Origin of the sequence: Yoonia sp. 72 (assembly GCF_034652275.1) — a bacterium.
Classification (GTDB): domain Bacteria; phylum Pseudomonadota; class Alphaproteobacteria; order Rhodobacterales; family Rhodobacteraceae; genus Yoonia.
Genome location: NZ_JAXIWG010000005.1, coordinates 79,870 through 106,254, shown reverse-complemented (window position 1 = coordinate 106,254; position 26,385 = coordinate 79,870). Strand labels below are relative to the sequence as shown.

The 26,385-nt window shown below is 57.8% G+C and carries 17 protein-coding genes and 1 pseudogene; 8 read left to right on the top strand and 10 right to left on the bottom strand.

Features of this window, described 5'->3' with window-relative positions:
* Positions 1-530 precede the first annotated feature (530 nt).
* The 7 genes from VCK47_RS17610 to VCK47_RS17580 form a co-directional block, all read right to left on the bottom strand.
* Positions 531-788 carry a hypothetical protein gene (locus tag VCK47_RS17610; protein WP_322890055.1) on the bottom strand — a complete coding sequence of 86 codons (258 nt, stop codon included), beginning with the start codon at positions 786-788 and terminating at the stop codon, positions 531-533.
* On the bottom strand, positions 788-1,462 hold the full coding sequence (locus VCK47_RS17605) for a YcbK family protein (RefSeq protein ID WP_322890054.1): 675 nt from the start codon (positions 1,460-1,462) through the stop codon (positions 788-790). Before VCK47_RS17605 ends, VCK47_RS17610 begins: the two co-directional genes overlap by 1 nt.
* A gap of 156 nt (positions 1,463-1,618) precedes the next feature.
* Complete coding sequence (locus VCK47_RS17600; RefSeq protein WP_322892308.1) at positions 1,619-1,939, bottom strand: hypothetical protein; 321 nt, start codon at positions 1,937-1,939, stop codon at positions 1,619-1,621.
* Positions 1,939-2,661 (bottom strand): DUF2793 domain-containing protein, encoded by a 723-nt coding sequence (locus VCK47_RS17595; RefSeq protein WP_322890052.1) that lies wholly within the window; start codon positions 2,659-2,661, stop codon positions 1,939-1,941. Before VCK47_RS17595 ends, VCK47_RS17600 begins: the two co-directional genes overlap by 1 nt.
* Before the next feature lie 77 nt (positions 2,662-2,738).
* The gene (locus VCK47_RS17590) at positions 2,739-6,725 is read right to left on the bottom strand and encodes a baseplate multidomain protein megatron (RefSeq protein WP_322890051.1); all 3,987 of its coding nucleotides are present in this window, start codon (positions 6,723-6,725) and stop codon (positions 2,739-2,741) included.
* A 3-nt stretch (positions 6,726-6,728) separates the two neighbouring features.
* The gene (locus VCK47_RS17585) at positions 6,729-7,256 is read right to left on the bottom strand and encodes an NlpC/P60 family protein (protein WP_322890050.1); all 528 of its coding nucleotides are present in this window, start codon (positions 7,254-7,256) and stop codon (positions 6,729-6,731) included.
* Entirely contained in the window at positions 7,253-8,137 is an 885-nt protein-coding gene (locus VCK47_RS17580) for a DUF2163 domain-containing protein (protein WP_322890049.1), read from the bottom strand. The genes VCK47_RS17585 and VCK47_RS17580 overlap by 4 nt, the downstream gene beginning before the upstream one ends.
* A gap of 406 nt (positions 8,138-8,543) precedes the next feature.
* Here VCK47_RS17580 and VCK47_RS17575 point away from each other — a divergent pair, with 406 nt between their 5' ends.
* Together VCK47_RS17575 and VCK47_RS17570 are read left to right on the top strand one after the other, a co-directional pair.
* Positions 8,544-10,220: an AAA family ATPase gene (locus VCK47_RS17575; protein ID WP_322890048.1), complete on the top strand. Its 1,677-nt coding sequence runs from the start codon at positions 8,544-8,546 to the stop codon at positions 10,218-10,220.
* A gap of 53 nt (positions 10,221-10,273) precedes the next feature.
* Positions 10,274-11,095, top strand: a complete 822-nt coding sequence (locus VCK47_RS17570; RefSeq protein WP_322890047.1) for a hypothetical protein — start codon at positions 10,274-10,276, stop codon at positions 11,093-11,095.
* 372 nt (positions 11,096-11,467) lie between these two features.
* On the opposite strand, the gene VCK47_RS17565 is transcribed toward VCK47_RS17570, so the two are convergent.
* The gene (locus tag VCK47_RS17565; protein WP_322890046.1) at positions 11,468-12,391 is read right to left on the bottom strand and encodes a hypothetical protein; all 924 of its coding nucleotides are present in this window, start codon (positions 12,389-12,391) and stop codon (positions 11,468-11,470) included.
* Between VCK47_RS17565 and VCK47_RS17560 the strand changes: the two genes are divergently transcribed.
* Positions 12,366-12,638, top strand: coding sequence for a DUF3489 domain-containing protein (locus VCK47_RS17560; RefSeq protein ID WP_322890679.1), 273 nt, complete (start codon positions 12,366-12,368; stop codon positions 12,636-12,638). The two genes, VCK47_RS17565 and VCK47_RS17560, sit on opposite strands and share 26 nt — an antisense overlap.
* 119 nt (positions 12,639-12,757) lie before the next feature.
* Here the strand turns inward: VCK47_RS17560 and VCK47_RS17555 are convergent, their stop codons facing one another.
* Together VCK47_RS17555 and VCK47_RS17550 are read right to left on the bottom strand one after the other, a co-directional pair.
* Entirely contained in the window at positions 12,758-13,609 is an 852-nt protein-coding gene (locus tag VCK47_RS17555; RefSeq protein ID WP_322890045.1) for a restriction endonuclease, read from the bottom strand.
* Between the two features lie 144 nt (positions 13,610-13,753).
* Positions 13,754-14,113: pseudogene (locus tag VCK47_RS17550) on the bottom strand (DNA-methyltransferase); the annotation flags it as partial.
* On the opposite strand from VCK47_RS17550, the gene VCK47_RS17545 reads away from it, so the two are divergent.
* The 5 genes from VCK47_RS17545 (at position 14,021) to VCK47_RS17525 (ending at position 26,237) form a co-directional block, all read left to right on the top strand.
* Positions 14,021-14,665, top strand: a complete 645-nt coding sequence (locus tag VCK47_RS17545; RefSeq protein ID WP_322892307.1) for an RHS repeat-associated core domain-containing protein — start codon at positions 14,021-14,023, stop codon at positions 14,663-14,665. The pseudogene VCK47_RS17550 and the gene VCK47_RS17545 sit on opposite strands and share 93 nt — an antisense overlap.
* An 8-nt stretch (positions 14,666-14,673) precedes the next feature.
* Positions 14,674-15,039, top strand: coding sequence for a hypothetical protein (locus tag VCK47_RS17540; RefSeq protein WP_322892210.1), 366 nt, complete (start codon positions 14,674-14,676; stop codon positions 15,037-15,039).
* Positions 15,040-15,224: 185 nt separating this feature from the next.
* A complete protein-coding gene (locus VCK47_RS17535; RefSeq protein ID WP_322892214.1) occupies positions 15,225-15,572 on the top strand; it encodes an RHS repeat-associated core domain-containing protein in 348 nt (115 codons plus the stop codon).
* A 497-nt stretch (positions 15,573-16,069) separates the two neighbouring features.
* Positions 16,070-25,693, top strand: coding sequence for a PKD domain-containing protein (locus tag VCK47_RS17530; protein WP_322892209.1), 9,624 nt, complete (start codon positions 16,070-16,072; stop codon positions 25,691-25,693).
* Entirely contained in the window at positions 25,653-26,237 is a 585-nt protein-coding gene (locus tag VCK47_RS17525; protein ID WP_322892208.1) for a hypothetical protein, read from the top strand. Before VCK47_RS17530 ends, VCK47_RS17525 begins: the two co-directional genes overlap by 41 nt.
* Positions 26,238-26,385 lie beyond the last annotated feature (148 nt).

Genomic DNA, 26,385 nt, shown 5'->3' with positions numbered 1-26,385 from the left:
TTTGAAAACATGAAACAGTTCCAATTCATAAAGCGAGTCCGACGTCGGCTTTTTCTCAAAACAGCTTGTATCTTGAGGCAGCAGCGAACGTCGGTGACCTGCCCTCTGGGTAGGTCACGCCTGGTTCGGCGGTATGACCCGGGCGGAATGTCTGCTTCTGTGTTGAGGCAAGAGCGCGTTTGCTTATGCGGCGAACGTCCGGAAACCGCCCTTCGGGACAATCATAAGCGAAGCTTTGTGATGTCGAAGGCTAATCGAATGGGCACAATTGTGCCCATTTCACCATGCGGCGAGGCTGGGATCCAGTCGTGGACACTGGTCGGCGGTTGCTGCCTGCGACAGGGTCGCCGGTTACAAAAGCTTGGTTCTATCTTTGCCCGCACTCCCGCACCTGGTCCCGCAACACAGCATAATCCGCCAGCCATTCTGTGATCAGCGCCCTGTCTGGCAGCGCAGCAACTTCCTCCGCCATCTGCGCCTGCTCAGCCCGACTGTATTCCGCAACGGGCGGGCAGGCGCTGGACACTGTATCAAAACCCGCCCCCGCGCAGCCGGTCAACAAGATCATCGCGGTTGCGAGGGCGGCGGGCGGCTGCAACGAGCATTTGGCGTTGGACGGCATTGGTCTTCTCCATCGTCGTGATCCGTTCGGCAGCGCGGCCCGCACGCTCGGCCGTTTGGCGCAGGTTGAGAATGAACAGGGTGATGGTGAGTGCTGCGAGGACGAAACGCGCCACCCGCAGTACGCATGGCTTCGCCAAAAGCCGAGGCAGCAAACTGGCCCACATCAGCGCAGCCCCTTTTTCCAGTCATCGACCCGGGCATGGATGGCCACGACGATACCGGCGAGCGCCAGTGCGATAAAGACCCAACGCAGCGTGTCGAGGTAGGGCACAAGCGGCAGGACCGCGCTTTGTGCCTCGGCCAGAATGTCTTGTGCGACCTCGACCCCGGCTGCGCCGATTGTTGCGACACCGGCGGCGCCGGTTCCGCGCAGGGTGCGGCTTTGTGCCAGTACCTCGCGGGCAAGCGGGGCTTCTGGAGCGAACGGTACGGCGCGAGGCGGAAACCTTGTGCCCCAGCTGCGTGCCGGCCCAAGGTCAATGTGCATGAAGCCGGAGCGGGGATAGTGCCCGATGCCTAGAAACCCGACAGCGCGTGCCGCCGCCTCGGACGTGGCAGGGTCATGATTGGCCATCGCGATATCAAAGGCCGTGCCTTCCATATGTTTGGAGAAAGCCGCCCCGCCGACGGCGCGATTGTGGCTCGGGCTGCGGTAGGCCGACCGGATAATCAGGGGCTTGCCGAGGTGGTCGCGCAGCGCCTGCAGCTTGTCGAGGGCGTCGGTGTTGATCTTGATGGCACCAGTGCCGCGGCAGGCAATTTCGGCGGGCGAGAAGTTGGACCAGCGCCATGCGCCTTTGGGAACATCGCGGAAATGGGTGTAGGATGTGGTGGTCATTGGTAAGTCTCCAGACATAAAAAAACCCGCCTGCTGGCGGGTGAGGTTGGTGTTTTGGTAATGATGTGAGGCATCGCCGGCGGCTGCGGTCGGCGTCCGCATCACGGTGTTCGCGCTTGTGTCGTCGTCGCCGATGATTAGCGCCCTATGTCGCCGTCAGTCCTCGCCCATTTTGCGATCGAGCCGGTCGAGGGTTTTGCCGATGCCGATCAGGCCTTCTTCGATGCGGCCGAGCTGGACGGCTTGCAGGGCAACGGAGGTGGTCTGGATATCGACCTTGGCTTCCAGCTTGGCGATATCGCGTTCATTGGCATTGCCTTGTTCACGGTTCTTGCTCACGCCGACCTCTATCCTTTCCCAAAGGGCGGCAATGCCGAGCAGGAGCGGCCAGACCTCCTGCACTGATTCCCAACTTGGCATCCGGTTGTGCCTCCTGTCTTTCGTCTGTGTGGTGATGTCATAAGCAGCGCGCGCCATCAGTTCGGGATGCCAAGGGTCATGTAATGCACGGAAATGCGCACAGCGCCGCTGGTGAATGCACCGCCCTTGGCGGTCAGGACGATGGGCGTGTCGGCATAGAACGCCTGCGGGCCGATGACACCGGCATTGCTGCTGCCAGCCGCTATGCCCAGCGCTGCCCCGAACTTGTCTGGCTCACCTGCAATCCCGCAATCATAGGATGCAGCACCGGTGATCGCGGTCACAACCCGACAGGCGACGCCGAAGACGATGGCGCGATCCGGGATCCGGATCGTTGTTTCGCGCGATGGTCCTGATAGACCCGCAAGCGTTTCTTCCAGCACCCCGACACTCGTACCTCCACCATGCGGGCTTTGCGCGAGTGTGACGAAATCCCCCCGCAACAGCGACATCCACCCGGCCGCAGTCTGCACATAAAGCGCCTGTTCATCCACGACCCATGCCTGCCAACCGGGCTGTGCGGGCAGCCGCATCCAGGCGCCATCGACCCAGAGGGCGACATCTCCTTCCCAGCCTGCCCAGAGGCCTGTTGCACCGGACGCCACAATGTAGCGGACACCATCTGCTGGCATTGCGGGCGGAGCGGCCAGATCCTTGGCCTGCACGGCGAGCTGCACGATGCCATCGAGCAGGCGCAGGGCTTCGTTATGGGTGACATGCTTTTGGGCCTGCGCTGCCATGATGAATGGCAAAAGCAGGTTGGTCGTGGTGTCCGACATGATGTGTCCTCAAAATGTAGGGTGAAGTAGGGATGATCGGATGCGCCGGTCACGGCAGAGTGCCGGGCGAACGTTTGTCAGAAATGCAGCGTGACAGCGCGCATTGCCCCGCGCCCGAGCAGTGCAGACAACTGGGCAATCCGGATGGTGAGCGTATCGCCCGGACCCAGCAGCCTGCCGAAATCCGCAACCTGATCTGCAGAGGCATAAACCACGCTGGTCGTGCCTGTCGCGAGCACCCGCTTTCGCGTTACCCCGTCCATAATATCGACCTCATAGGCCTCGATCGCTTCTGACTGCGGCACCTCGACGGCGGCCCAGCTGTCGGCAACAAGCGCGCGGTCGCGCCGCGTCCAGCGGAGGATCAGATCGCCGGGAACACGCCCGATCATGCGGGGCTGCGCCACATGCGCCACCGCAAACTGCCGCAGCCCGACACTTGCTGGTGTGAAGCTTTGGTCCACGTAGCTGTCATCGGTGAAGGGCAGGGAGGCCGGCCCGATCCGCCAGTTCCACGGCAGACCAAGGTCGGATTGTGCAACAGGCATGCGTGCTAAGGCTGCATCCAGCACAACGACGCGCGCGCCAGCGGGCACCATGTTGGCGATCGCATATTCCGTGCCGCGCTGCCCGCGCAACAACCGAGTGAGGCGGTACTGTCCTGTGCCGATCAGCTCTGCCCGGCCGGCCTGCACGATCTCCCATGTGCCTGGCGCACTCTCGACGGCAAACGCGTTGGCGCCGCCAAACAGGGCAAGGTCCGTCACACTCTCCAGTGCGCTGCTGCCCATATCCACCACCAGCGCATTGCTCAGATCGAAGCGCGACACCGGCCCGGTGTCAAAGCTTTCGATCAATGTGCCAATCCGCGCGCGGCTGCCGAAGGTCTGGAACAGCGCGAAGGCATCCGCTGATGCGCTGCGCCAGACAGCAATGGTGCCAGGCCATGGACGCGCCGTTGCGGCAATGAGGGGTTGGTGTGCGGTATCTGCATCTGTGAGCTGTGGCAGATCCAGAAACACGACCTGTGTTCCGCCAAAGACCACTGGCGCTGCCAATGTGCTGGCCCGCGGCTGACCTGGCGGCAGGTCATAGATGGCGGCGTCTTGCAGGATGCCGCTGATGGTGCGCGCCTCGTTGTCGGCAATACTCAGGACACGGATATCCACCAGCCGCCCGTCATGCTGCAAGGCCAGCACATCGCCAGGATCAAGGGCCAGCTGCGATGGCGGCAGACGCAAGGCTGCCGTCTCGCGTCCGACCCAAGCCTCCATCAGCGCGCGCCGGCAACGCCGGTCGGCTTCTTCTGGTGGGACAGCAAAGGGAAACATATCCGCGGCGATCCGCGTCGAGGACACTGTGATGCGACGCGCCTCGACCATGGCGGCATCATAGTCTTCATCAGAGCGTGCCAGCTGCCACTTCAGGGCTTGCGGCAGTTCGGTCTCTTGCGCGCGGGTGAGCTCGAACGGTTCGGCATCGGCACTGCCAGTCACAACCAGATCGTCATAGGAAAAGGTTGTGACCGGCCTGCCGCCGCGCATCACGAACCGTAGCACGCCCTCGCTTTCCACCGCATCGTAGCCGAAATGCCGCGCCAGCGTGGTGATCGATGCCCGCGGCGCCTCCAGCGAAGTGATGACGTAGCCCTCAACTGCCCCCCACAGCCCACTGACATCGATCTGGCTCGACGGCATGCCCGCGCGCAAACACAGGGCACGGACCAGCGATTGCAGTGACACCGACCCCAGCCGACCTGCCAGCCAATGCCCTAGCCGCCAGTTGCCACCGTCGGACCAGATGTTTTTCTGGTGCGGAAAGAACGGATAAGGCCGCGCATCCCAGGTCCAAGCGGCGCATTCAGCGACATTGACCATGCGCGGGCCATATATTCCTGAAACCGGATTGTGAGCGGGATCACTCCAGTACGACAATGTGGCCTCCAGATAGGCGCGCTGGATCGCATCATCGCGCCAGCCGCGGGAGTGGTGCGGCACGGCGGTCTCGGAGGACTTGGCATCAACAAAGACATTCGGCTGGTTGGTGCCACGATCGATTGCAGGACAGCCGAACTCGGTGAACCAGAACGGTTTTGATTGTGGCACCCAGACGGTGGGCGTTCCACTCTCGACGCCGCCGATCCGGTTGACGTGCGGGTTGGACCACCAGCTTGCCAAATCCTTGAAGCGGTACACCCATGGCTTGCCATAGGCACCATCCGTGATCGGGGTGCGGGTTTGCTCCGCGCGATCGGCGTCATCGGCGTAAAACCAGTCAAAGCCTTCACCGCCAGTAATGTGCGATTGCAGATAGTCGCGGTCATAGATGGCGGGCCACTGCGCTGCATCGCGATGGTCATTCCCGTCGCGCCAGTCCGACAGCGGCATGTAATTATCGATGCCGATGAAATCGACATTGGGATCGGCCCAGAACGGGTCCAGATGAAACGCCAGATCGCCTGACCCGTCCTGTGGCTGATGCCCGAAATATTCCGACCAATCGGCGGCATAGCTGATCTTGGTGCCGGGCCCGAGAATGGTGCGCACATCCGCAGCGAGCACCCGCATCAGCTCAACGGCCGGATAAACACCCGCAGCAGAGCGGATTTGTGTGAGACCGCGCAGCTCGGAGCCGATGACAAACGCGTCGACGCCGCCAGCCGCTTTGCACAACAATGCGTAATGCAACACCATGCGCCGCAGGCCCCACTCCCAACCGCCTTGCCAAATCACCTTAGTGCCCGAAACCAAAAATTGCTCGACACGCGCTGTCCCGAAAAACTCTGCAACCTGCGCTGCTGCGGCTGCTGTTTTGTCGACGGTGCCTGCATAGCCTGGTGCAGGCGAACACGTGATCCGGCCACGCCAGGGAAAAGCCGGCTGGCCGATCTGGCTGGCATTGTCGCTGTAAGGATTGGGTCGGGTATTGCCGGGCGCTACATCCATCAAGACAAACGGATAGAATGTGACACGAAGCCCGCGGGCTTTGAGTTCGTGAATGGCCTGCACCACTGAGAAATCAGCAGGCGTACCACCATAGGAGGGCCGACCCGGCGCTTGCTGGCTGACCAGATAACCGGTGACAGTGCGCAGCGTCCCATTGACACTCCAGCTTTGCGGTGTTGTCGTCTTGTTGCGCACTTCCACACCTGGTCGCAGCTGGCACTGGTCAGCGCGCAAGTCGGTCCCGAACCAGGACACGACAAGCGATACAATTTTAACTGCAGGCGCTTGTGCGCGCAGCCGGTCCACAGAGACGACGAAATCAGCCTCACCTGCCAGCGCATGGGCGTTCTCGGCTGTCGTTGTGGTGCCATCTGTTTTGCGGATGATCTGGGTCGCATAGGCAAACTCGCCCGAGGCCGGGATCATCGCAACGGCGCCGATCATGCCTTCGGCGCAACCCTGATCGACGAGGGGGCGGAACACCTCAAAAGAGATCTGTGGCAGGCGGTTGCCGTAAGCGGAAAGTGCGAGGTTCTCGAACACCACATAGGCAAGACCGCGGTAAGCGGGTGTTGTCATGGCGCCCATTTTGGCGCGGATGAACGTATCTGGTGCTTGGGTCTCATCCCCTGGATACCAGCGCCAGGTTACACCGGCCATGTCCATGGGCTTGCCATCAGCCCAGATGCGCCCGATCCCCGTAACTGGTCCTTCGCAAAGAGCGACGGCGAAAGAGGCTGAATACAAATACTCGGTTGTTGTGATGGTGCCGCCGCCACCGCCACCACCACCTTTGCCACCGCCGCCGATAGTCTCGGATGTTGTGTTGACGCTTTCGACAAAATCCGTGGCCCAGATGATATTGCCGCCGATGCGCATCCGCCCGAACAATTGTGGGACGACCGCGCCTTCGGTCGACGAGGTGATGCGAAGGGCATCCAGACGTGCGCCCTCGAATGTCTGGTTCGGTGTGGACGGCGCAATCAGCCAGCTGTTGATGCCGGCACCAATTGACGAGCCGATAAATCCACCGATGGCAGCCGCACTGACCCCCAAAAACGAGCCACCAATGCTGCCGCCGACGGCAGTGCCAACGACACCGAGAACAAGGGTTGCCATGGATTACTCCGATTTTGGTGGGATTATGGTCGAAGCCGCAAGGGCAGGGCGCTTCTTTTGCGTTGGGCACTCTGGCCGTGGAAAACGAAAAGCAAAGGCGATGCGCCGGCGCCAAGCATCAGTGAGTGGTTCCTCAACGACGCCCAGACGGTCATAGGCGTGAATAAAGTGATCGGGGCTCGTCAGAATGCCGATGTGCTTGGCGATCGCTGCACGGTGCATCCGGAACAGCAGCAGATCGCCCGGCCCGGCATCGCTGACTTGGACGGCAATCAGTGCTTTTGCGGCCCCTTCGACTAACACTTCGCGTGCACCAGCCTCGCCCCAATCGCGGCTATAAGGCGGGATGGCAAACGGCTCGTCACCGATCACATCGCGCCAGACACCGCGCGCGAGACCAAGGCAGTCGCAGCCAACGCCGCGCAGGCTGGCTTGATCGTGGTAAGGCGTGCCTAGCCAGGCACGGGCCGCAGCAACCAACTTTGTCGGATCGGCGCTGGCCGGTTTTTTGTGGCGCGAAACCCGGGTCAAAGCACGTCACCTTCATGGCCACCGGCGCGTGTGGCATAACGCAGCACAGCGTCTTGTCCGGGGATATGCGGAAAGCCGCGAAAGTTGGCGATATTGCCGAACTTGCCGCCGCAGGTCTCCGCACGCTTGTCGCAGCCCGCACGGATTGTGAAGGCATCGGTGATAGCGACCGGACGCACGGGCACTTCCAATAGTGTGATGGTGACGAGGCCGCCGGTGCGCGCGTGCAACATGACTTCGGCGATCCGGCCGAAGTTGGTGCCCGATGCCCACGACAAAGTACCGCCAGTGAACCAGCTGTCAGCGAAACCGCCAAGACCCGCCGCGTGAAACGACCCCTCGCGCAGAACATTGGCGACAACGGCACTGCCGCGATAGGCGGGTGTATCAAGACCAATCCCGCAGCGCGCATCACCCAGAGCCGCATCGCATGTTGCCTGAAACGTTCGGCCAGTTGTCTGGCCCAACGCATGTGCCAGACTGCGCATCTCGGCCACAAAGGCGAGCCGGCCGCGTCTGATCTGCCCGATCGCACCGCGGCGCATCATGACGCGCTGGGATGTGTCGGCCCAGTTCACCCACCAGACCTCGACCTGCGCATTGTCCCAGCGGCCGTCGCGAATATCCGTCTCGGTGATCCGCTCCGAGGTCAGCACACCGCTGGCGTCTTGCGCGTCCACTGCAAGATCGGAACTGCTGCGGATCTCGGAGGGGATCAGCCCGCTCTCGCTCTCGAATGTGGTGCCATCGAAGGCGAGCGGCCGGTCGTGGTCGGTGAAGCCAAGCACCACGCCATCGTTGCGGGTCAGGCGCCAGCACCAGGCAAGCGTAGTTGTTCCCGCGCGCAGATGCGCGTGCAGGGCAGGGTTCAGGGCTTTCATGGGGGGGCTAGTGGGGATAAGGAGGATGTTTGCTTGTGGACGTCACCAAGCAAAAGTTACCTGATACAAACTGGGCATTATTTTTTGGTGCGGTGTCATTTCATGAACAGTGAGATTGCGCCTCGGCTGGCCCAGTTCAAATGCAGCGGATACATCCTGCAGATCGAGCCCCTTAGCGGACAGTCATGCATGGTGCAGCATTTGTAGTGTCAGCGAAAAACAGGGCGGGAAGCAGACTCGCGGCGGTGCTGCATTGCAGCTCCAATAGCCTATAAGAACAGCCGTTCGGGCGAACCGTAACGAGACCACAGTCAGCTCGCGAAGGAAACAGAATCGACGAAAGACTCGCAATCAGAAGGGTAGTCTGGTTACGGTATCGCTGTGGAATGGCCTCCGGCCTACCACCATGCGCGAGGAAACGATTACATTGGCCATAGCGATCACGCCGCCGTCGAGACAACTGCTTAAGCGCATGGACACGAGGTTCGCGCTTCAGCAGGATGACTGGGACGATTACAGTTTCAGGACCCTTTACCATCTCCATTATCGGAACCAGAAGGACCCGCAGGACGTAACCTATCTGGGTGGGGTTAAGATTCTGCGCAGGGGGCAGAAGGCCAACGGGCAACGGCTTATTGAGGAGCCATTTAACAAGTTATCTGACGAGTGGGTGTCCGTCGGCACCAGCCTCGACTACTACCAGCGCCTGAACGAGCTTCCACCCGTGAATCGGAAGTCAATCATGGATGCTCTCAACGATGCGGTGGCGCACCCCGAACTCGTTGCGCTTTTCGAGGGCGAACGCGGTTGGAAAAAGTCGCTCTTCCGCAACAATTCCGATTGGCGTAGCTTCCTCGACGACGCCCGGGTCCTCTTCGAGGGCAACTTCTCCGCTCTCGCCGATATTGAGGAGACGTTCTCCTACACGCCTGCAGGCGCGGAGGAGCCAATCCATTTCGACTTTAGCTCACCTGAGCCCCCCTTCTACTTCGGTCCCTACCGGCGGCTTGGGCCACGGCAGCGCAAGACACTTCTGCCCAATCGAATCATTGTGCTCGTGGGCCGAAACGGGTCGGGCAAGAGCACGCTACTGTCCCGTCTTGCTCACGTGGCATTCGCGTCGCCACAGGAGCGGACCACTAAGCCAATGAAGGCACTCGGCATCCTGCAGCCAATGTCGATCGGCTTCATGCGGGTGATCACTATCTCATACAGTGCCTTCGACAGTTTTACGGTGCCGGGCTTGGACGCCAAGGAGCTGTCGCAGACGACGGAGGACCTTGCCAGCGGCGAGGGGAGATTCGTCTTTTGTGGGTTGCGCGACGTCGTGGCGGAGGCCCGTGCGGACGTAGAAAGGGGGGAAGCTGTCCAGTCAGATGAGGATAGCGAGGAACGGGTTGAACGGCGCACAACGACTTGCCTCAAGCCGGTCGAACAGCTCGCTGATGAGTTCTCGGCACTGATCAAGCGTATCCACAAGCAGGACAGAACTGAGCTGCTGAAGGCGGCACTTGAGCCCTTGCTCGGGGATCCCTCGTTCGCAGAACTGAAGGACCAAATGGACCGTCTTCTTACGCCGAGAAAGTCGGTTCGATCAGTTTTCTTGGGCTGGAGCACCGGCCACAAGATCGCCCTGCATGTCGTGACGTCGCTGGTCGCACACGCGCGGCCTCGCTCTCTCGTCTTGTTCGATGAGCCTGAGGCGCATCTTCACCCACCGCTAATGGCGGCACTGATGCAGTCGGTGCGTATCGTCTTGACCGAATTGAACGCTCTGTGCGTTGTCGCCACGCACTCGCCCGTATTGCTTCAAGAAACTCTGTCGCGCCACGTCCGACGGGTGCGCAGGACGGGCAAATCGATAGAGATCAAGCAGCCAGGTCTCGAGACATTTGGGGAGAACGTGGGGGTCCTTACCTATGACACGTTCGGGCTCACCGCATCCAGTACCGACTTCCACAAGGTCCTAGACCTGCTTGTTCAAGGCTGTGGCTCGCCCGAAGAGGTTGACGCCTTGTTCGACCCCGGCCTCAGCGCCCAGGCTCGGGCGTACGTTCTCACTCAGTTCGCGCGCACAAGATGAGGAACCTGCCACAGCCTACCCGAGAAACCGACCGGGTCGACCTGCGGACGGCCGTGCGCGAATACCGTTATCGTGGCCAAACCCGCGGCCACGAGATCACAGATGAAGAGGTCGAGCAGATTGTGGCCCTCTACGACCGATACGAACAAAACCGGGGCGCGCCCTGCGTTGAACTTAGGGGCGCGGACCTGCCCGACACGCTGCGCGATACGATCCACGCAGCCTACGCTAAGACGCAGGAAGGGCGCACCCTGCAGCCTTTGAGGGGCCGGCTATTCGAGGGCGTGGACCTATGCCCTGTTTGCGGTATCGATCCCGCCACTGAGCTTGATCATCATCTTCCCCAGTCGGAATTTAAACCGCTTGCCATCCACTCGCGCAACCTCGTGCCGATGTGCCACCCCTGCAACCACACTAAGCTGGCCGGAGTCGACGAAGCTGGCGAGGGCGTTCTTCATCCTTACTACGACATATTGCCGGACCTGGACTTCCTCGTTGCAACCATCAGCATCGACGGAGCGACGCTAATGGTTTCGTTCGCAATCGACCCGATGGCGGCGCTACCTGCTGGCTTCGCCGACAGGCTCACCACGCAGATGGAAGCACTGAACCTTGATGCGCGGTACCAGCAGGAGGTTAACACATACATCGCCTCGCACGCGGCGGCCCTGCACCTTGCGCACCGTGCCGAAGGCCAGGTCGGGGTTCAGCGGACGCTGCGGCTCCAAGCGCGATATGAAACTCAGGCGTTTCACCGAAACCACTGGCGGCCGACTCTGCTGCGCGCGCTGAGCGAACTCGATGAATTCACCGGGGGAGGGTTCGCTGCTGTATTGTCGATACCTGACAACATGCTGGACGACCTCGACGGCTGACACCCTAGAATGAGCCCCACTTAAAGGGGCCGATAGGAAGGTTAGTGCGTTGTAGACCTTTTCTCTGTGGGAATGTTACTTTCGGGTGTCACCGGAAGCTTTTGCGTTGCTGCGGTGCGACACCGAAAGCCCTCGGTTCTGACCGCTATGGGCCGGTAACGTCACGAATGATAGCCATAGTCGGCAGCGCTTTACATTTCGCTGATGCCAGAAAGTCGCCGTTCAGTTCTTATCACGTCGCACCCGCAGCGAACGGCGGCTCGGCAAACCTGACAGTCGATATGTCGGCAGTACGCCGGTCGCTTACGCCTGCTAGTCGGCTGACTTTTGTTGAGTGGCGCCCAAAGTTTATCGGGCAGGTTATGAAGGTGTTCAGCTCACTCCAATCTGGTAGACCGCTTCCCAGTCGATGACGCTGCCGGCGGTGACGGCCGTCGCCCCGCCAACCGGCACAACGCTGAAATACACCTTGTTGCGCGCAGGCACAGCGATGGCATCGATGAAGGCGCCCGCGATGAATTCTGCGCCACGGATCACCTCGATCTCGCTGCGGATACCGGCACCGGTGGTGATCAGACGCGCGGTATTGCTGTTGGGAAAGCCGTGGCCTGCCACCTCGATGTTGACCGGAGCATAATCGGGCGCGGCATAGCCTTCGGTCGACACCGATCGCAGGATCGGCAGCATCGCGAGGTAGGCCGCCTGCAGGGTCATATTCCGTCGCCACGTCAGATGATGGGCCAGCCGCATCTCGCTGCGTTCCCAGACCCAGCGGGCGACCAGATCCGCGGCCAGCACATTGGCCGCATTATCCACCTCCCAGAGCTGCGCTTTCTGGATCGCTTCAATGCGCCGCGCGCGCAAAGCGGTACTGCCGTCCGGCACAACGCGTTGCCCATCGACCAGTAGGATCAGCGGGCGGGTCTCCTGCATATCGCCATGCGTGCTGCCGCCCATAAAATCTGATTTCCCGACTTCACGGATGGCCACCTCGAACTCACCGCTGTCAGTGAGCGCGATCCCTGTGGAAAACGAGGTCTCACCCGTGCGACTGACCGTGGTCAGCGATGTCAGCCGCCGGCCCAGAGCGCGGGTGGCGGGATCGTCGTAGCGGGTCAGCGACCAGCGGATGTATTTGGCTTGCTCGCCTGCGCGCTGCGCGATCTGGATCGCACCCGCACTCTGGGTGAGGACCAGTTCATCGTCGGGGAATGTATCGGCGGCAGGGGCGGGCAGACGGGAAGGGATCGAGCCGGTGGTCGAAAAGACGATGGCGGCGATCCAGTTACATGCCACGAAGCAGTCAGATGCCAAAACCCCTCGTGTCCGCAGTGGCACAAAACAGGCACAGGTCATTGCTCTCCTACAGCGGCCAGAGGGCGCGACCATTGCTGAAATTGTCGAGGCGACGGCGTGGCAAGCGCACAGCGCGAGGGGCATGATCTCGGGAGCGCTGAAGAAGAAGCTGGGGTTGGCGGTCACTTCGGCCGAAGTCGACGGAAGAGGAAGAGTGTACTGGATCGGAGCATTTCAGCATTGTTGAACGTTCAGTCAGAACGCTAACGCTCTTTTCATTCCGCGCCTTTGCGTTGAGTGAAACAGTTTGTTTAATGACGGCGTTGTGGAAGTTGGACTGGTTCGTGGGGTTAAACTTGTTTACGATCAGTCAGCTGCATGCACGCGCTCCGGGCTGAGTGCGCTAGCCACATCGACGTAGGTTACCAGCTTCACTCCTGTAGACGCAGCAAGATCATTCGCCGCTCGCGTGAACGTTGAATTTGTCACCACAGCCGCATAGTCCGCGCGGTAGTGGTCTCGTGCAGCGGCGATTTCCTGGACAGCCTTGTTTCCGACGGGCCGACCATATAGTTTGCACTGCACTACGAGGGTCTCGTCCTCGAAGGTCGCAACGATGTCGGCCCCTTGGTCACCGCTATTCTTTGTTGTCCTCGCATCCCAGCCGGCCTCTGCGAGTTTCTCGACGCAGAGTACCTCGAACCCAAGCGGCGTAATCCCCTCCAGATCGCGTGATGTATTCTTGAGTTCGGCGACTGCGCCTTCAATCATCTGATGGATGGCGCGACCAAGAACATGCTTGCTGCGATCGGGGTACTCACCGAGTATATCGCGATACGATGGTGATAAAGGCACGCCTGCACTGAGGCATTTTCCTGGGAGGATGAACCGCCAATAGTTGTCCCATTCCGAAAACCAGCGACCTTGGTCTACTACACCATAGTCGTTCTTTGAGGAGAGCTGGAATTTTTTCCGCGCTAGGACGGCTACGTCCTTTTGAATGACATTTAATAGCGCCTGTTCGAATAAGTTGACCTCAGTTCTAGGTCTTGCCCACTTAATAAACGCGATACAGCTTAGAATTAGGAATATACCCCCAAATACTAAAGCAGTCCAGAAAACGAATCCAGCCAAGCCAGGAAATAAACCCAAGGCTCCCAGACCTTTGGCTACGATAGCTGCAAAAATAGAACCAATAAACCATACAAAGTTTTCCAAGCTCGAGACCTTCCCAAGGTGCATTAGCATTATAGCAGAGCAGTATCGTATTTTATATAAACTACAAGTACTTAAGGGTGGTCGTTTCAGCGCGTCGAGCCGGTCATGGCCATGTGTAAAATCCGCTTGGCGTGACTGGCTCAATCAAGCGACCAGACCCCTTGCCTTCCGATCGGCAAAGGTCTCGCCCGTATTTGCCAGTCTGGCGCTCATTCCTGTGAACTGCTGCCAACGCTCGATTGCGACATCGACATAGCCCGGGTTCAGCTCGATGCCGTAGCAGACGCGGCCGGTGGTTTCCGCTGCGATTAGGGTCGTCCCTGATCCCATGAAGGGCTCAAACACTGCCTGTCCGGGGCTGGAATTGTTCAGGATTGGTCGGCGCATGCATTCGACCGGCTTTTGTGTGCCGTGCACAGTCGTGGCATCCTGATCCTTGTTCGCAATTTGCCACAGCGTTGTCTGCTTGCGATCGCCAGCCCAGTGCCCTTTGCCTGTTTTGCGTCCGCAGGCCCCAACCCTGACCTCCGTTTCCCCGGCCAGTGGTTCCAGTCCGAGACTGGCTTGCATCAGAACTGGATGCGGGACTACGATCCAACCACAGGGGGGTACATGCAGGCCGACCCACTGGGGTTGGTCGACGGGGCGAGCGTCTATGGCTACGCCCTGCAGAACCCGGGGCGGTATGTCGATCCTACCGGTGAGTTCATTCCAGTTTTGATTGGGATTGGTATTGGTTTCTTACTGGACACCGCTATAAATGCGATTGAAGAATACTGCGGTTGCGAGCCCGGTATTCTGCCAAGCAACAAGTATACGGCTGCTGGAGGAGCTTTTGGTGGAGTAGGACCATTTGCGACAAAGCCACGGGGTGGGATCGCAGGAGGGGGAAAATCGGGAGAGCGGACCAGTTGGACTAGTACCGGCAGCTTTAAGCAACGAACACGATTCGGAAGGGACGCCGGACCACGCTTCTCGTGGGGCATCCCAATCATGGGTGCCGGCTTTCTTTTGTATAATGCTTATAGGCTTTGGCATTGTCTTGAGCAGAAATGACAATAGATATGAACATTGAAGACATCAAGGCAGTTATGGATAGGTGGGAGTTAAAGCCATTACGTCCTAGTCATCAAATATCGCTCGATTCAAGGCTAGTTCACGATCTTGGTATTTCAGGAGATGACTTTGATGAGTTGCTTAGATGTTTGGGGATAGACGATTTAGAAAACGATAGATGGTCTCCAATCAAAAGATACATACCAACTGAACTAAGTTTCGAATCGTTCTTCATCGCTATGGCTAGGACCAAGCTAGCAAGAAAATTTCCGTTGATACGGGAATTTTATCTCAATCAGCTGAAATCACCAGATTTATCTGTAGGAGAGTTTTTAGAGTTAGCCGGTATGGCAAATATCAGATGCTGTAAATGATGATCTCTTGCCCCAAGCGGGGCAGACGATCCACTCCCTGCATGACATGGGTGGCAACCGGATTGCCGAATATCTTTATGACGCAAGCACCGGCTCCAGCAGCCTGATCCGCGAGTATATCTGGGCGAACGGACTGGTCGTAGGCGTGGCCGAGGCGGGGGTGCTTTACTTCGTGCGCACGGACCATATCGGGCGGCCGGTCTTCGCCACCGACGCGGGGGGGCGAGGGTCTGGGAGGCGAGCTATCTGCCGTTCTGAGGCGTTCAGGCGTCCGCGGGCTCCAACCTTGGCCTTCGCTTCTCGCTCGGCGGGGAAACGGTCCCCCGGACCGTTTCCTGTTCCGCCTCGAAAAGTGGTTCCAGTCCGAGACTGGCTTGCATCAGAACTGGATGCGGGACTACGATCCAACCACAGGGGGGTACATGCAGGCCGACCCGCTGGGGCTGATCGACGGGGCGAGCGTCTATGGCTACGCGCTGCAGAACCCGGGGCGGTATGTCGATCCAAAGGGGGAGCAGGTTTCCGCGTGGTGACCGGTGCCCCCTTAACTCCTGAACGAGGTCCAGTTGGCAATCATCAGGACGCGAAAACGCCGACTGGCCGACGATATACAGCCAAACATGTACCCCGCAACTAGGTCGGCAACAGCAATCATGAAATCCACCAGAGGCGACTTGAGCGCCCCAGCGCGGGCTTGAAATCGCTCCAAACGAAAGGAGGCCGTGCGTCATTCCCTCAGTTTATGCTTGGCCAAGTCTGCTCACGCCATTCGTATCAGATCACGGACCGACGTGTGAAACTTTCATGGCCAGATTTCTGCAAGAGCGCCATGGGAGTGGCGCAATACAAGGTGAAAAACGTATCTTGAAGTAGGAACTTTTGGTTGACGCACGTTAAGCGGACATTAATGTAACCCCTGATTGAGTTGACCTTTCGTTGTGTCAGCTAGCTCTCTCGACTTGAAGAGGAGTTCTGGCTGCCTACGACTACTTCTTTACCTCGTCGTAGGCGCAGACATACTTGCATTAAATTGGAGCTTTTCATGCGGTTCGTTTCTACATTTTTGGCTGCCTTGTTTACTATTTTTTGGGCCGCTGCCGCATTTTCTGACAATTTGACCAGTCTGGGCCTTCGCGACGACGGAGTAACCGCTTGGCGTCTGCAGAATGATACTTCCGCCACGCAGGACGTCACACTCGGGCGTTACGGTGGGGGCTTCGAAGAAATCTTCAGCGTACCACCGGGACGCACCGTAGTCTTTGGAGGTGATCCGGGCACTTACATCGCGCAGTTCGCCACCAGTGGCAGCACAAATACAAAAGCTTCAGGACCCCAGCCATTCGATGCCTGCTATCATCTTGGTCAATGCATCGACGTAGAGATAAAGAGCGGCGTTGCAACACCAATCAAAGCGACGATTGGGCAGACGATATTGCTGGATCCGACAGCCGGACTGGATCTGTTGGACGGAAAAACGCTTCGTGCTGACTGGGTGTGGTCTGATCGGCCTGCCACGAGTGTTGCGGCTTTCTCTGATCCTGCTGCCTTGCGACCAATGGTGATCATTGACGTAGCAGGCACATATCTGGCGCGGGTCAATTTTTACGATGCATCAGCATCATCAGCGGTTGCGCCGCTGTATGCAGCAACTGTCGAAATCAGTACCGAGAACCTGCACCCGATAGCGAAAATCGTAGGGCGCAGTACGCCTGGAGTTGATGCGCCGTTTATCTTGGACGGTAGCGACAGCTTTGACGTTGATGGCGACTTGCTGACTTATGCATGGGCTGTCGTCGAAGAGCCATCTGTTGGCAGCGCCATGATCGCTGATCCGAGCGCACCTCTTACAGCAGTCAGCTTTGCCGACTTCGGGCAATATCAGATCACACTTTCTGTCCAAGATTCGACAGGGCGCGTGTCTGAGCCTGCAACGTACCTAATCGACTTTGCTGGCGATACCGCTGCTGCACTCAGCCTAGGCGAGACGCTTGGCACTTTCAATCTGGTGACAAACGCTTTGACTAGTACGCAAACTGTGCAGGGTCGCAGCTACATTGGCAGCACGATGACCGGCGTGTCAGGTCAGTTCGGGACAAATCTGCCAAACGATGGTGCCAATTTTGCGACACTGTCGATTGACGGTGATTTGCAGAATTCCAACATCAATTTAGTGCAGGGTGCCGAGGCCCGTATCACCGGGCTTCGCGTTCAGTCCAATGTAAATAACGGTGTTCTCATCGAAGGCGTGACTGACCTGCCGATATTCGACTTCGAAGAATTCAAGGCGACTTCGGCATTCTTGGCAGGTTTGACAGGTTCAGCACCTAATTTGTCGGATCAGAACCACAAGCGTTTTGGAGGTGCCGCCAATATCGATCCGACGCAGGCTGTGTTCGGCCCGCGAACGCGCGTTGTTACGACGAGCATGCAAGACCTGCTGACAGGTGGATACTCGGTAGACGTCAGCAACGTGGATACTGTGATCATAAACGTGTCTGGGACAACCGGCACTTTCCAAATAAATCCGCTGGGTGGCACCGCGTGGGCGCCCAAGGTTATCTGGAACTTCTTTGAGGCGACATCGCTGAACATAAACTCTGTCGTCGCCGGACATATTCTGGCACCGCATGCGGAGCTTCGCGGGTTCTCTGGTGGATCAGAGGGCAGTGTAATTGCGCAATCTGTGCAGCTTTCTAACGGCCCATTGCGGCAGCGCGCATGGCTTGGCGATGTTCCAACATCTGATGACGGAGTAAGGCGCAATGTCGCACCACGGGCAGCGCTGTTTTTTGCACAGATGCTCGGTGAGGGCTCCTTTACGGCCAGTGCGCACGACAGCACGGATCTGGATGCCGATCCTCTATCACCGTCATTCGACATCGTATTTGGCCCAGACGTGTCCTTAACGTCTGAAGAAGGATTTGCCAGCATTGATTTAAGTGGGCAGGACGACGACCTTCTCTTGTCGCTACGGGTTAACGATGGCTTGATGGCCGATGGTGATGTATTACTCATCGCTCCCGCTGGCGGGGCTGTGCGGCCAAAGGCGATGATCAGCTCACCAGTTGTCGGAGTTGGTGGCTCAATCACGTTGGATGGAACACAAAGCTACGATCTCAATGGCGACTTGTTGACCTATGAATGGGCGCTGATCGCGCGACCTTCGGGAAGTGCGTCAACGTTAAATGCAACTACGCCATTTGCTGAGTTCACCGCCGATGTCGATGGCACATATATTGCCCAACTCACGGTCAGTGACGATATCGCGGCATCTGTCCCGGCAACTGTGATCATCCAGACACCAGTCGGTTTGCCTACTGCGAATGCAGGTCCTGACGCGCTTGCCAGTATTGGAGGTGTGGGATTTGTCGACGCCGGTTTGTCTGTTGCAGACCAACCAAGTTATCTGTGGTCACCAACGAATATCACTGGTGCCTCCGGACTACTTGGTACGCCAACTTCGGTCGGAACTGATGTGACTTTGGAGGACGACAACGCAGGGGGCTTTCTGTCCTCGGCAGTACAGTTGTTCGTGACCGACACGCAGGGCATCGCGAGACCGACAACGGTTTTGGTCAGCGATGGCAACCTGCGCCCTATAGTGAACCGTGGGACCGAAGTAGCAGCGCAGAGCGGTGCTGCCGTCACGTTGAATGCGTCCAGTTATGTCAACGACCCCAATGCCGATTTGCTCTCTTTCACTTGGTCTTTGCTCTCGCGTCCTGCCGGTAGCTCTGCGGCTATAGATCCCAGCGCACCGGATGTAACGCGCGTTTCAAGTGATCAACTCATCTTCACAGCTGACGTCAGTGGACTTTATCTCGTACAGTTGGTAGCACAGGACGCTCAGTTGGTCTCGCGGCCGGCCGTTCTGATCGTGCGTGTTGAAAACAGCCCACCGACGGCGGTTGTGGGTACGTTGTCAGAGGCTTTCGTTGGTGAGACTGTCGTTCTAGACGGGACAGCGTCGTTTGATCCGGATGGAAATGCGATCAGCTATCTGTGGAGCGTAACGAACCGCCCCACCGGTAGTACCGCGTCGATCAGCAATGCCACGGGAGCCGCCCCTTCATTTACACCTGACGTAAAGGGTACGTATACCTTTGCGTTGGTCGTATCGGACTTTGAGCTAAGCTCAGCGGTAGCCACGACAACCCTGACAGTACCCAACCGAGCCCCAGAGCTTGTCGTTAACGGCCCAGATAGCGCTATTCTGGGGGAGGTTGGTGTGTTCGATGCGTCAAACTCATTCGATCCTGATGGCGATGAATTAGCGTTTTCAATTGAGGTTTTCGCTCCAGCTGGCAGCGCAATTCAGACCGAGGAACTGCCGGGTGGCGTGTTTGGTGTGCTGTTTGATGTCACCGGAAGCTATACAGTCACAGTAACGGCCACGGATGGAAGTCTATCGACATCCGAGACTCTGACGCTTGCAACAGCAACACGAAACAGGCCACCTGTCCTTGGCAGTCTTCGCGACGACTATACTGTCGAACTTGGGCTGGAACTGGCGCTTGAACTGACTGCAGTGGACCCTGATGGAGATGTCACGACCTTCTTTGCCAATCTGTTGCAGTTACCGGCCGGGGCCAGCCTTGATGCGACCACGGGCAGTCTGAGATTCCGACCTGAGGCCGGGCAAGAGGGCAGTTATCCACTCACACTCGGTGTGTCCGACGGTGCGTTAACAGATCAGGCGACGATAACGATCAACGTTGTTGCCGGTACCGCGAGTGATACGTCGGTCTTCGGTTTTGTGCGAGATGCTATCGATTTCGCCAATGGCGTTGATACCCCACTGACTGGTATGCCGGTCAGACTGGATGGTGCTGCCCTCGAGACTTCAACAGATTCAGATGGGCGCTTTGCCTTTGGCAGCCTGACCGCAGGACGCGACAAGATCCGGATTGATCCGGATGCAGTCGGCGGACCGGGGGGGTATCTGCCGTTAGAACGCCTCATCACCGTCACCGCAAATCAGGACCGTGATCTTGCGCCCGACTTTTTGCTGGTGCCGCTGAATGAGGGTTGCGCCGAGGTCATAGCTGGCCAGGCGACTGCGCTGACAGGGGTATTGACCGGGGTTGAGGTAACGATTCCTGCCGACACCATTCTCGCTGCCGATGGCAGCGCGTTTACAGGCGAAGTTTGTCTGGGAGCCTTGCCTCAGCAAACGCCATTACAGGGTTTCCCTACTGACACGCTGGCGTGTCAAGTCTATGGCCTGAGTGCACCGGGTGCAATTTTCAGCTCGGGCGCATCTATTGTTGCCCCGAACTACGACAACTTGCCCGAAACGACTCGACTGACCTTATGGCAGAGCACGAACGGTGCAAGTTTTCGTCGTGCAGCAAATGCCGACGTTGATGTAGGTGCTGCCACTGTCAGCAGCCAAAGCGTGCAAATTGCAAGCGGCAGCTTTTTCAGCTTTCTACCGCAAGCACCGCGGACGGTGCGCTCTGGTGATCAGGCAACAGGAAACCGGCAGTTAAGTCCGTTCGAGGGCAACCTGAACGAGGTGTACACGCTGCCGGGCTACTTCGCCTTCAATCGACAACAACAGGTCGGGCTAAGCTATAACTCTGCAGCGGCCGACCCGACAATTATCGTTGCAGGTGACGTCACCGTAGCTGACGATGCATCCTTGCCAGTTACACTGAGCACGCGGATCAATGTAAGGGGGCTGTCGATAGCCTCTGACGTGCGCTGGACACCGCGTGAGGCTGCGAGCGGCACTACTCCGGCCCTTGTCGGGCAGGCTCTGAGTTTGCGCCAGTCAATGCCGGTGGATGCAACAGGGTTGGCTTCAGGGAGATATCCGTATGACTTCATTGCGCAAGCGAACTACGAGTGTTCGACCGTCTCAGCACAGCACCAAGCAAACCTGTACGTACAAAACGAGACAAACAGTCCCTACGGAACAGGCTGGTCAATCGATGGGCTGCAGAAACTGACGCAAAACCCAGACGGGTCTGTCGTGATCATCGATGACGACGGGATTGTCGTCTTCAACCCGCAACCGACTTTCACCGAATTTGAAGATGAACCCCTAGTGTTTCCCGCACGTGGACCACAGGACATCAAGGTAGCAGATATTGATCTGGATGGAGATCTTGATGTCGTTTTTGGGAACAGCGGGACTGGCACGATCAACGTTTTGATTAACAACGGTGATGGTACCTTTACCGCGCAGGAGCCAGTTCAAGTTGCCGATCCCAACAATGTTCCCGCGACGGGTACGTATGCACCAAATCTTGCTTCCATCGATATTGGCGATCTGACGCAAGACGGAGCAAGCGACGTTGCCTTCGCTTTGCAATTGCAAACCTCCGTCGGCTATGTGGAAAATGACGGATTTGGCAACTTGGTCGAAGGTAACCGTTTCAATAGCGGGCGGGCCGCGCTTGCGCTAACTGTCGCTGACATTGACGGTGACGGCCTTGACGATATTATTACTGCACAACGTGGTGGTGGGCTCGTTAGTCGAAACGAGGTCTATGTGAACTACGGTGGACCAACACTGGGCGACCAGATTCTGATTGCATTGAGATCAATTTTTTCACTTGGTGTTGCACCGCTGGAAGTATTTGTTGCCGATATTGACGGTGACGGCCTTTTAGATGCGGGATTTCGTAACAGAGCGGGCATCTATGCCGTCTTTAACCAAGGCAACAGAAGCTTTACAGCGCTACAGACCATCGTCACCATCAACACTTCTGATACGTTAGGGAAATATGCCCAGTTCGCTGACTTTAACGGCAACGGAAGGCAAGACCTGGTTGTAAGTGGTACGACTAATCTCGCTGTGTATCTCAACAATGATGGTCGGCGCTTTGCTACAACGCCAATCATACTGCAAAGACCACCGACTGTATCAAGATCCGAGCCAGTTTTCGCTATTGATGCAAATGGCGATGGTGTTGTCGACATAATTCTTCGAAATGCCGATGGGGTTTCCGTTTACGAGGGCCGCGGTGACGGTACGTTTCTACCATTCCGAGATGGATTTCTTGATTATCCACTGACAACAATTGCGATCGCTGATCTTAATGGCGACGGCAGCCTTGACCTGGTTTCGACGCAACGGTTCACGGTCACGGTTCACTTTTCCAAGCCAACAGAAAGTGGTGAATTTCGCGCAGCGGCTGGCGAGTTTTCTCAATTGAGCCGCCTGTCCGATGGGTCTTGGGAAAGGCGCTACAAGGATGGAATGATCGTCATTTTTGACGCGACAGGCTTGCAAACGGCAGAAATCGACCCGCAAGGAAACCGCCGCCAATTCACCTATGCCGATGGTGGCCGTCTGGCGGCAGTGACCGATCAGGTTGGGGGGGTCACATCGTTTACATATGATACGTTTGGACGGATGGCGTCGACGACTTACCCCGACGGACGTACGACGACATTTACCTATGACGATGCTGCAGGGACACTTGATCAAGTGACCGAGCCGACGGGAAGCAAAGTCAGCTTCGCCTATGACGAAGACGGCCGTCTTGTGTCGACCACCAATCAGAACGGCAATAGTACGGCCTATCGTTTCGACGCGGTAGGCCAGCTAAGCGCGGCAACGCTTCCTGATGGATCAAATATCGCCATCAGTATCGCCAAAAGCCTGGGCTTAGCGGATGGCTTGGGCAGCACTGGGCCCCTGTTTTTTGTCGCGCCGGAGGATCGCGTAACAACTGTGACGGACCGCAAAGGCGAAATCACCGAAATCATCGTCAATGAGTTCGGGGCGCCCGTCCATATAACGGACCCGCTAGGGCGCATCACACGCATAATCCGCGACGAAAACAATCTGGTCACGCGCGTCGAACGCAATTCTGATGTGATCCCGGGCGGCGTACGTGTGGATGAAATCACTTATGATCTGCGGGCCAATGTAACCTTGATGACCGAAGCGGTAGGGACGCCACAGGAACGCACGACGCGCTATACCTATGAGCCAGTCTTCAACCGTGTTCTATCCATGACCGACGCGGACGGATTCACAACAAGCTATGCCTATGATGCATTTGGTGAAGTGACGCAGATCACGGACCCTGAAGGGGGTGTCCGCCAGATGGTGTATAACCCCGAAGGTAAGGTGACATCGCGCATCGATGAGAACGGCAACGAGACGACGTTCATCTATAACGCGAACCAGAACCTCGCTCAGATGACCTATGCCGATGGGTCAATCAGCACGATGATCTATGACGCGCGCGGCAACACGACTGCGGTAAACGAGGCTGTGGGCACATCCATAGAACGTCAGATACAGCGAACTTATGATGCCTTGAACCGTGTCCTGACGGTCGAAGTGACCGGCGCGGACGGGGTCCAGATCGACGGTATCACGCAGTACAGCTATTTCCCCGCAGGCAACCTTGCGACTGTCACAGATGAAACCGGGTTGGTCACATCGATGACCTACGATCGGCTTGAACGCTTGGTTGCCCTTGATGACCCGGCAGAAGGGCTCATCCAGCGGACCTACAACGATGCCGGTGAAGTCACCTCTCATATCAATGGCGACGGGGACATCCACCAATACGCCTATGACGAGGTCAGCCGCCTGATCCAGACCATCGACCCCGAGGGCTTTGTCAAATCCTTCGGCTATGACAGCCGCAACAACGTGACCTCGGTCACCGACGGGCGCGGGGGTGTCACAACCTTCGGCTTCGACCCGCTTGACCGGATGACGACGCGGACCAACCCCATCGGCCAGACGATGACACGGGCCTATGACCGGCGCGACAACCTCGCCTCGCTCACGCGCGAGGATGGATTGACCGAAACAGCGCTCTATGACGGGCTGGGACGCCGGACCGAAGTGGTGACACCGGATAACCGGCTCACCTATGCCTATGACCCACGCTCGAACCTGACAGAGGCCGCCGATAACGACAGCCGCGTGACCTTTGCCTATGACGAACGCAACCGGCTGATTTCCACAACGACAGACGGCACGGTCGGCCCGCAGCCGGAGGTGACGATCACCTATACCTATGACGAACTGGACCGGCGCCTGTCCATGTCCGACAGCCTTGGCGGGACCACCACCTATGCCTACGACGTCGAGGACCGGCTGGTTGATCTGACCGCCCCCTGGGGCACGGTCTACAGCTTCGGCTACGACGGCGAAGGGCGGCGGACCTCGCTAACCTCGACCTCGGGGCGCAACACGACCTATGGCTATACCAACGGCCTGCTGACGGCGCTCAGCCATGTGCAATCCGGTGTGGCGCTGACCGATCTGGCCTATGATTACGCCGTTGACGGCCAGTTGACTGCGATCACTGATAATCTCGATCCGGCGCGGTCGCTGGCGATCAGCTATGACGACCTGAACCGTCTGGTGCAGGTGGCCCGCGGCGCGCCGGGCGATGTGGGCCTGCCGGTCGAGGATTACGCTTATGACGGCGAGGGGAACCGGACCGCCTCGCATCTGTCGTCGCTTTATGCGTCGAACGCGCATAACCAACTGCTGGAGGATGCCCGCTATACCTACGCCTATGACGCGCGGGGCAATCGGATCAGCCGGACCGACAAGGCCACGGGCGCGGTCGAGACCTACAACTATGACAGCCAGAACCGACTGATCGGCTATGCATCGGACACGACGACCGCCAGCTACGCCTACGACGCGCTCGACCGGCGGATCGCGAAAACGGTAGATGGGGTCGCAGAGGCCTTTGTGTACAACCCCTGGGATACCTACCGATCTACCTCATCAGACGTAGTGCTCGACTTCGTCGATGGTTCGCTTGCCAAGCGCTGGTTGCGCGGCACTCGGGTCGATGAACCGCTGGCGTTCGAGGCTTACAGCGCGACAACAGCAGGTGGCTCGGGCGAAGCCTACGAGCTTTACGCCGACCGCCTCGGGTCAATCCTGCATGTTGTAGATGCAGCTGCCGGCCTAATAGCTGCGGATTATGGCTACGATAGCTTCGGGGTGCGGAATCAGTCAGGTGTGCTGGAACAGCGCTATGGCTTCACCGGACGTGAGATCGACGGTGAAACGGGCCTGATGTACTTCCGCGCACGTCATTACGATCCGATGATCGGGCAATTCATTCAGCGTGACCCAATTGGGTTCTCGGGCGGGGATTTGAATGTCTATGCCTATGTTGGGAACAACCCGCAGAACTTCATCGATCCTACCGGGTTACTCAAAGGACACGCGAGTTTCAATCTACCTGGACCAAGCACGGCAGAACATCAGGTTGCGCTCAAAAGAGACGCTGCTATCCGCACAGGCGCTCTCGTGCCAATTATGGGCCGTGTTGCTGCCCTGACAGCTTACACCGTAGGTATTCTCGATGCGATTGACCTTGGGCTCGATCTGGAGGAGGGATTGCCGGATGAAGAACCTATGCCAAGCAGCCAAGGCAGTGGTGGGAACCATAATCACCATTGCCACCCCACCGCTTATGGTGGCGCAGATGAAAAAGGCAACATAGTTCGAATCAGTATTGTTGATCACAAAAGGCTACACAGTTTGATGCAAGCACGCTTTAAACAAATCATCGATGATGTGACGGGCAGATCTATGGCAACGAGCGGCAGGCGGGATGGCGCATCGGTTATCAGGGACTTCGGTCTAGATCGGATTAAGGAAGAACTTGAAAAATTCTACGCTGATTTTCCAGAATTTGGATGTTAACCAAATGGCATTTGTTCTTGGTACAGATTTTAACGGGATTGACCTTTTAAAGAAAGATGGATCGGTACGGTGTTGTGTAAAATGCGGTCAACCGACGCACAAATACTCCGAACCGATCGATACGCGAAAAAAGTCGAAGTGGGATTTTTCCGTAAGCCGTGACGGTTTCTATATGGTATCCGAAAGGGTAAAATCACTGTTCGAAGAGAACGACTTCCGGGGCTGCCGTTTCATTTCACTTTCAGGTGGAGACTACGTATTGATGCCTGAACGCTGTGTCGACCTCGACCTAGACGCGATGGCGACATGCGAAGCTCGGATCTGTGACGCTTGTGGTCAATTCATAAAGCTGACAACGGACTCTGAAAAACCAAAACTGGCAGCGAATCGAAGCCCCATTGCAAAGAATGAGTTTGTCCGTAGCTGCCAGGAAACCCCGATGGTCGTTGGCTGTGATTTTTGGTTGATCGCTGGGCAGGCAATTGTTGCTTGCCTAAAGAAACACTGTATTCAACGCGTTGTTCCACATAAGCTCTTAGATTGATTGTGCATAGCATTTTACAAATGGCATTTTGCTGCTGCCTCGACAATCGCTAATACGGGAGTGACAGAGCAGAACTGACCGAGACTATCAGGATAGAGCCTATGACGCCCGCGGCAATCGGATCAGCCGGACCGACAAGGCCACGGGC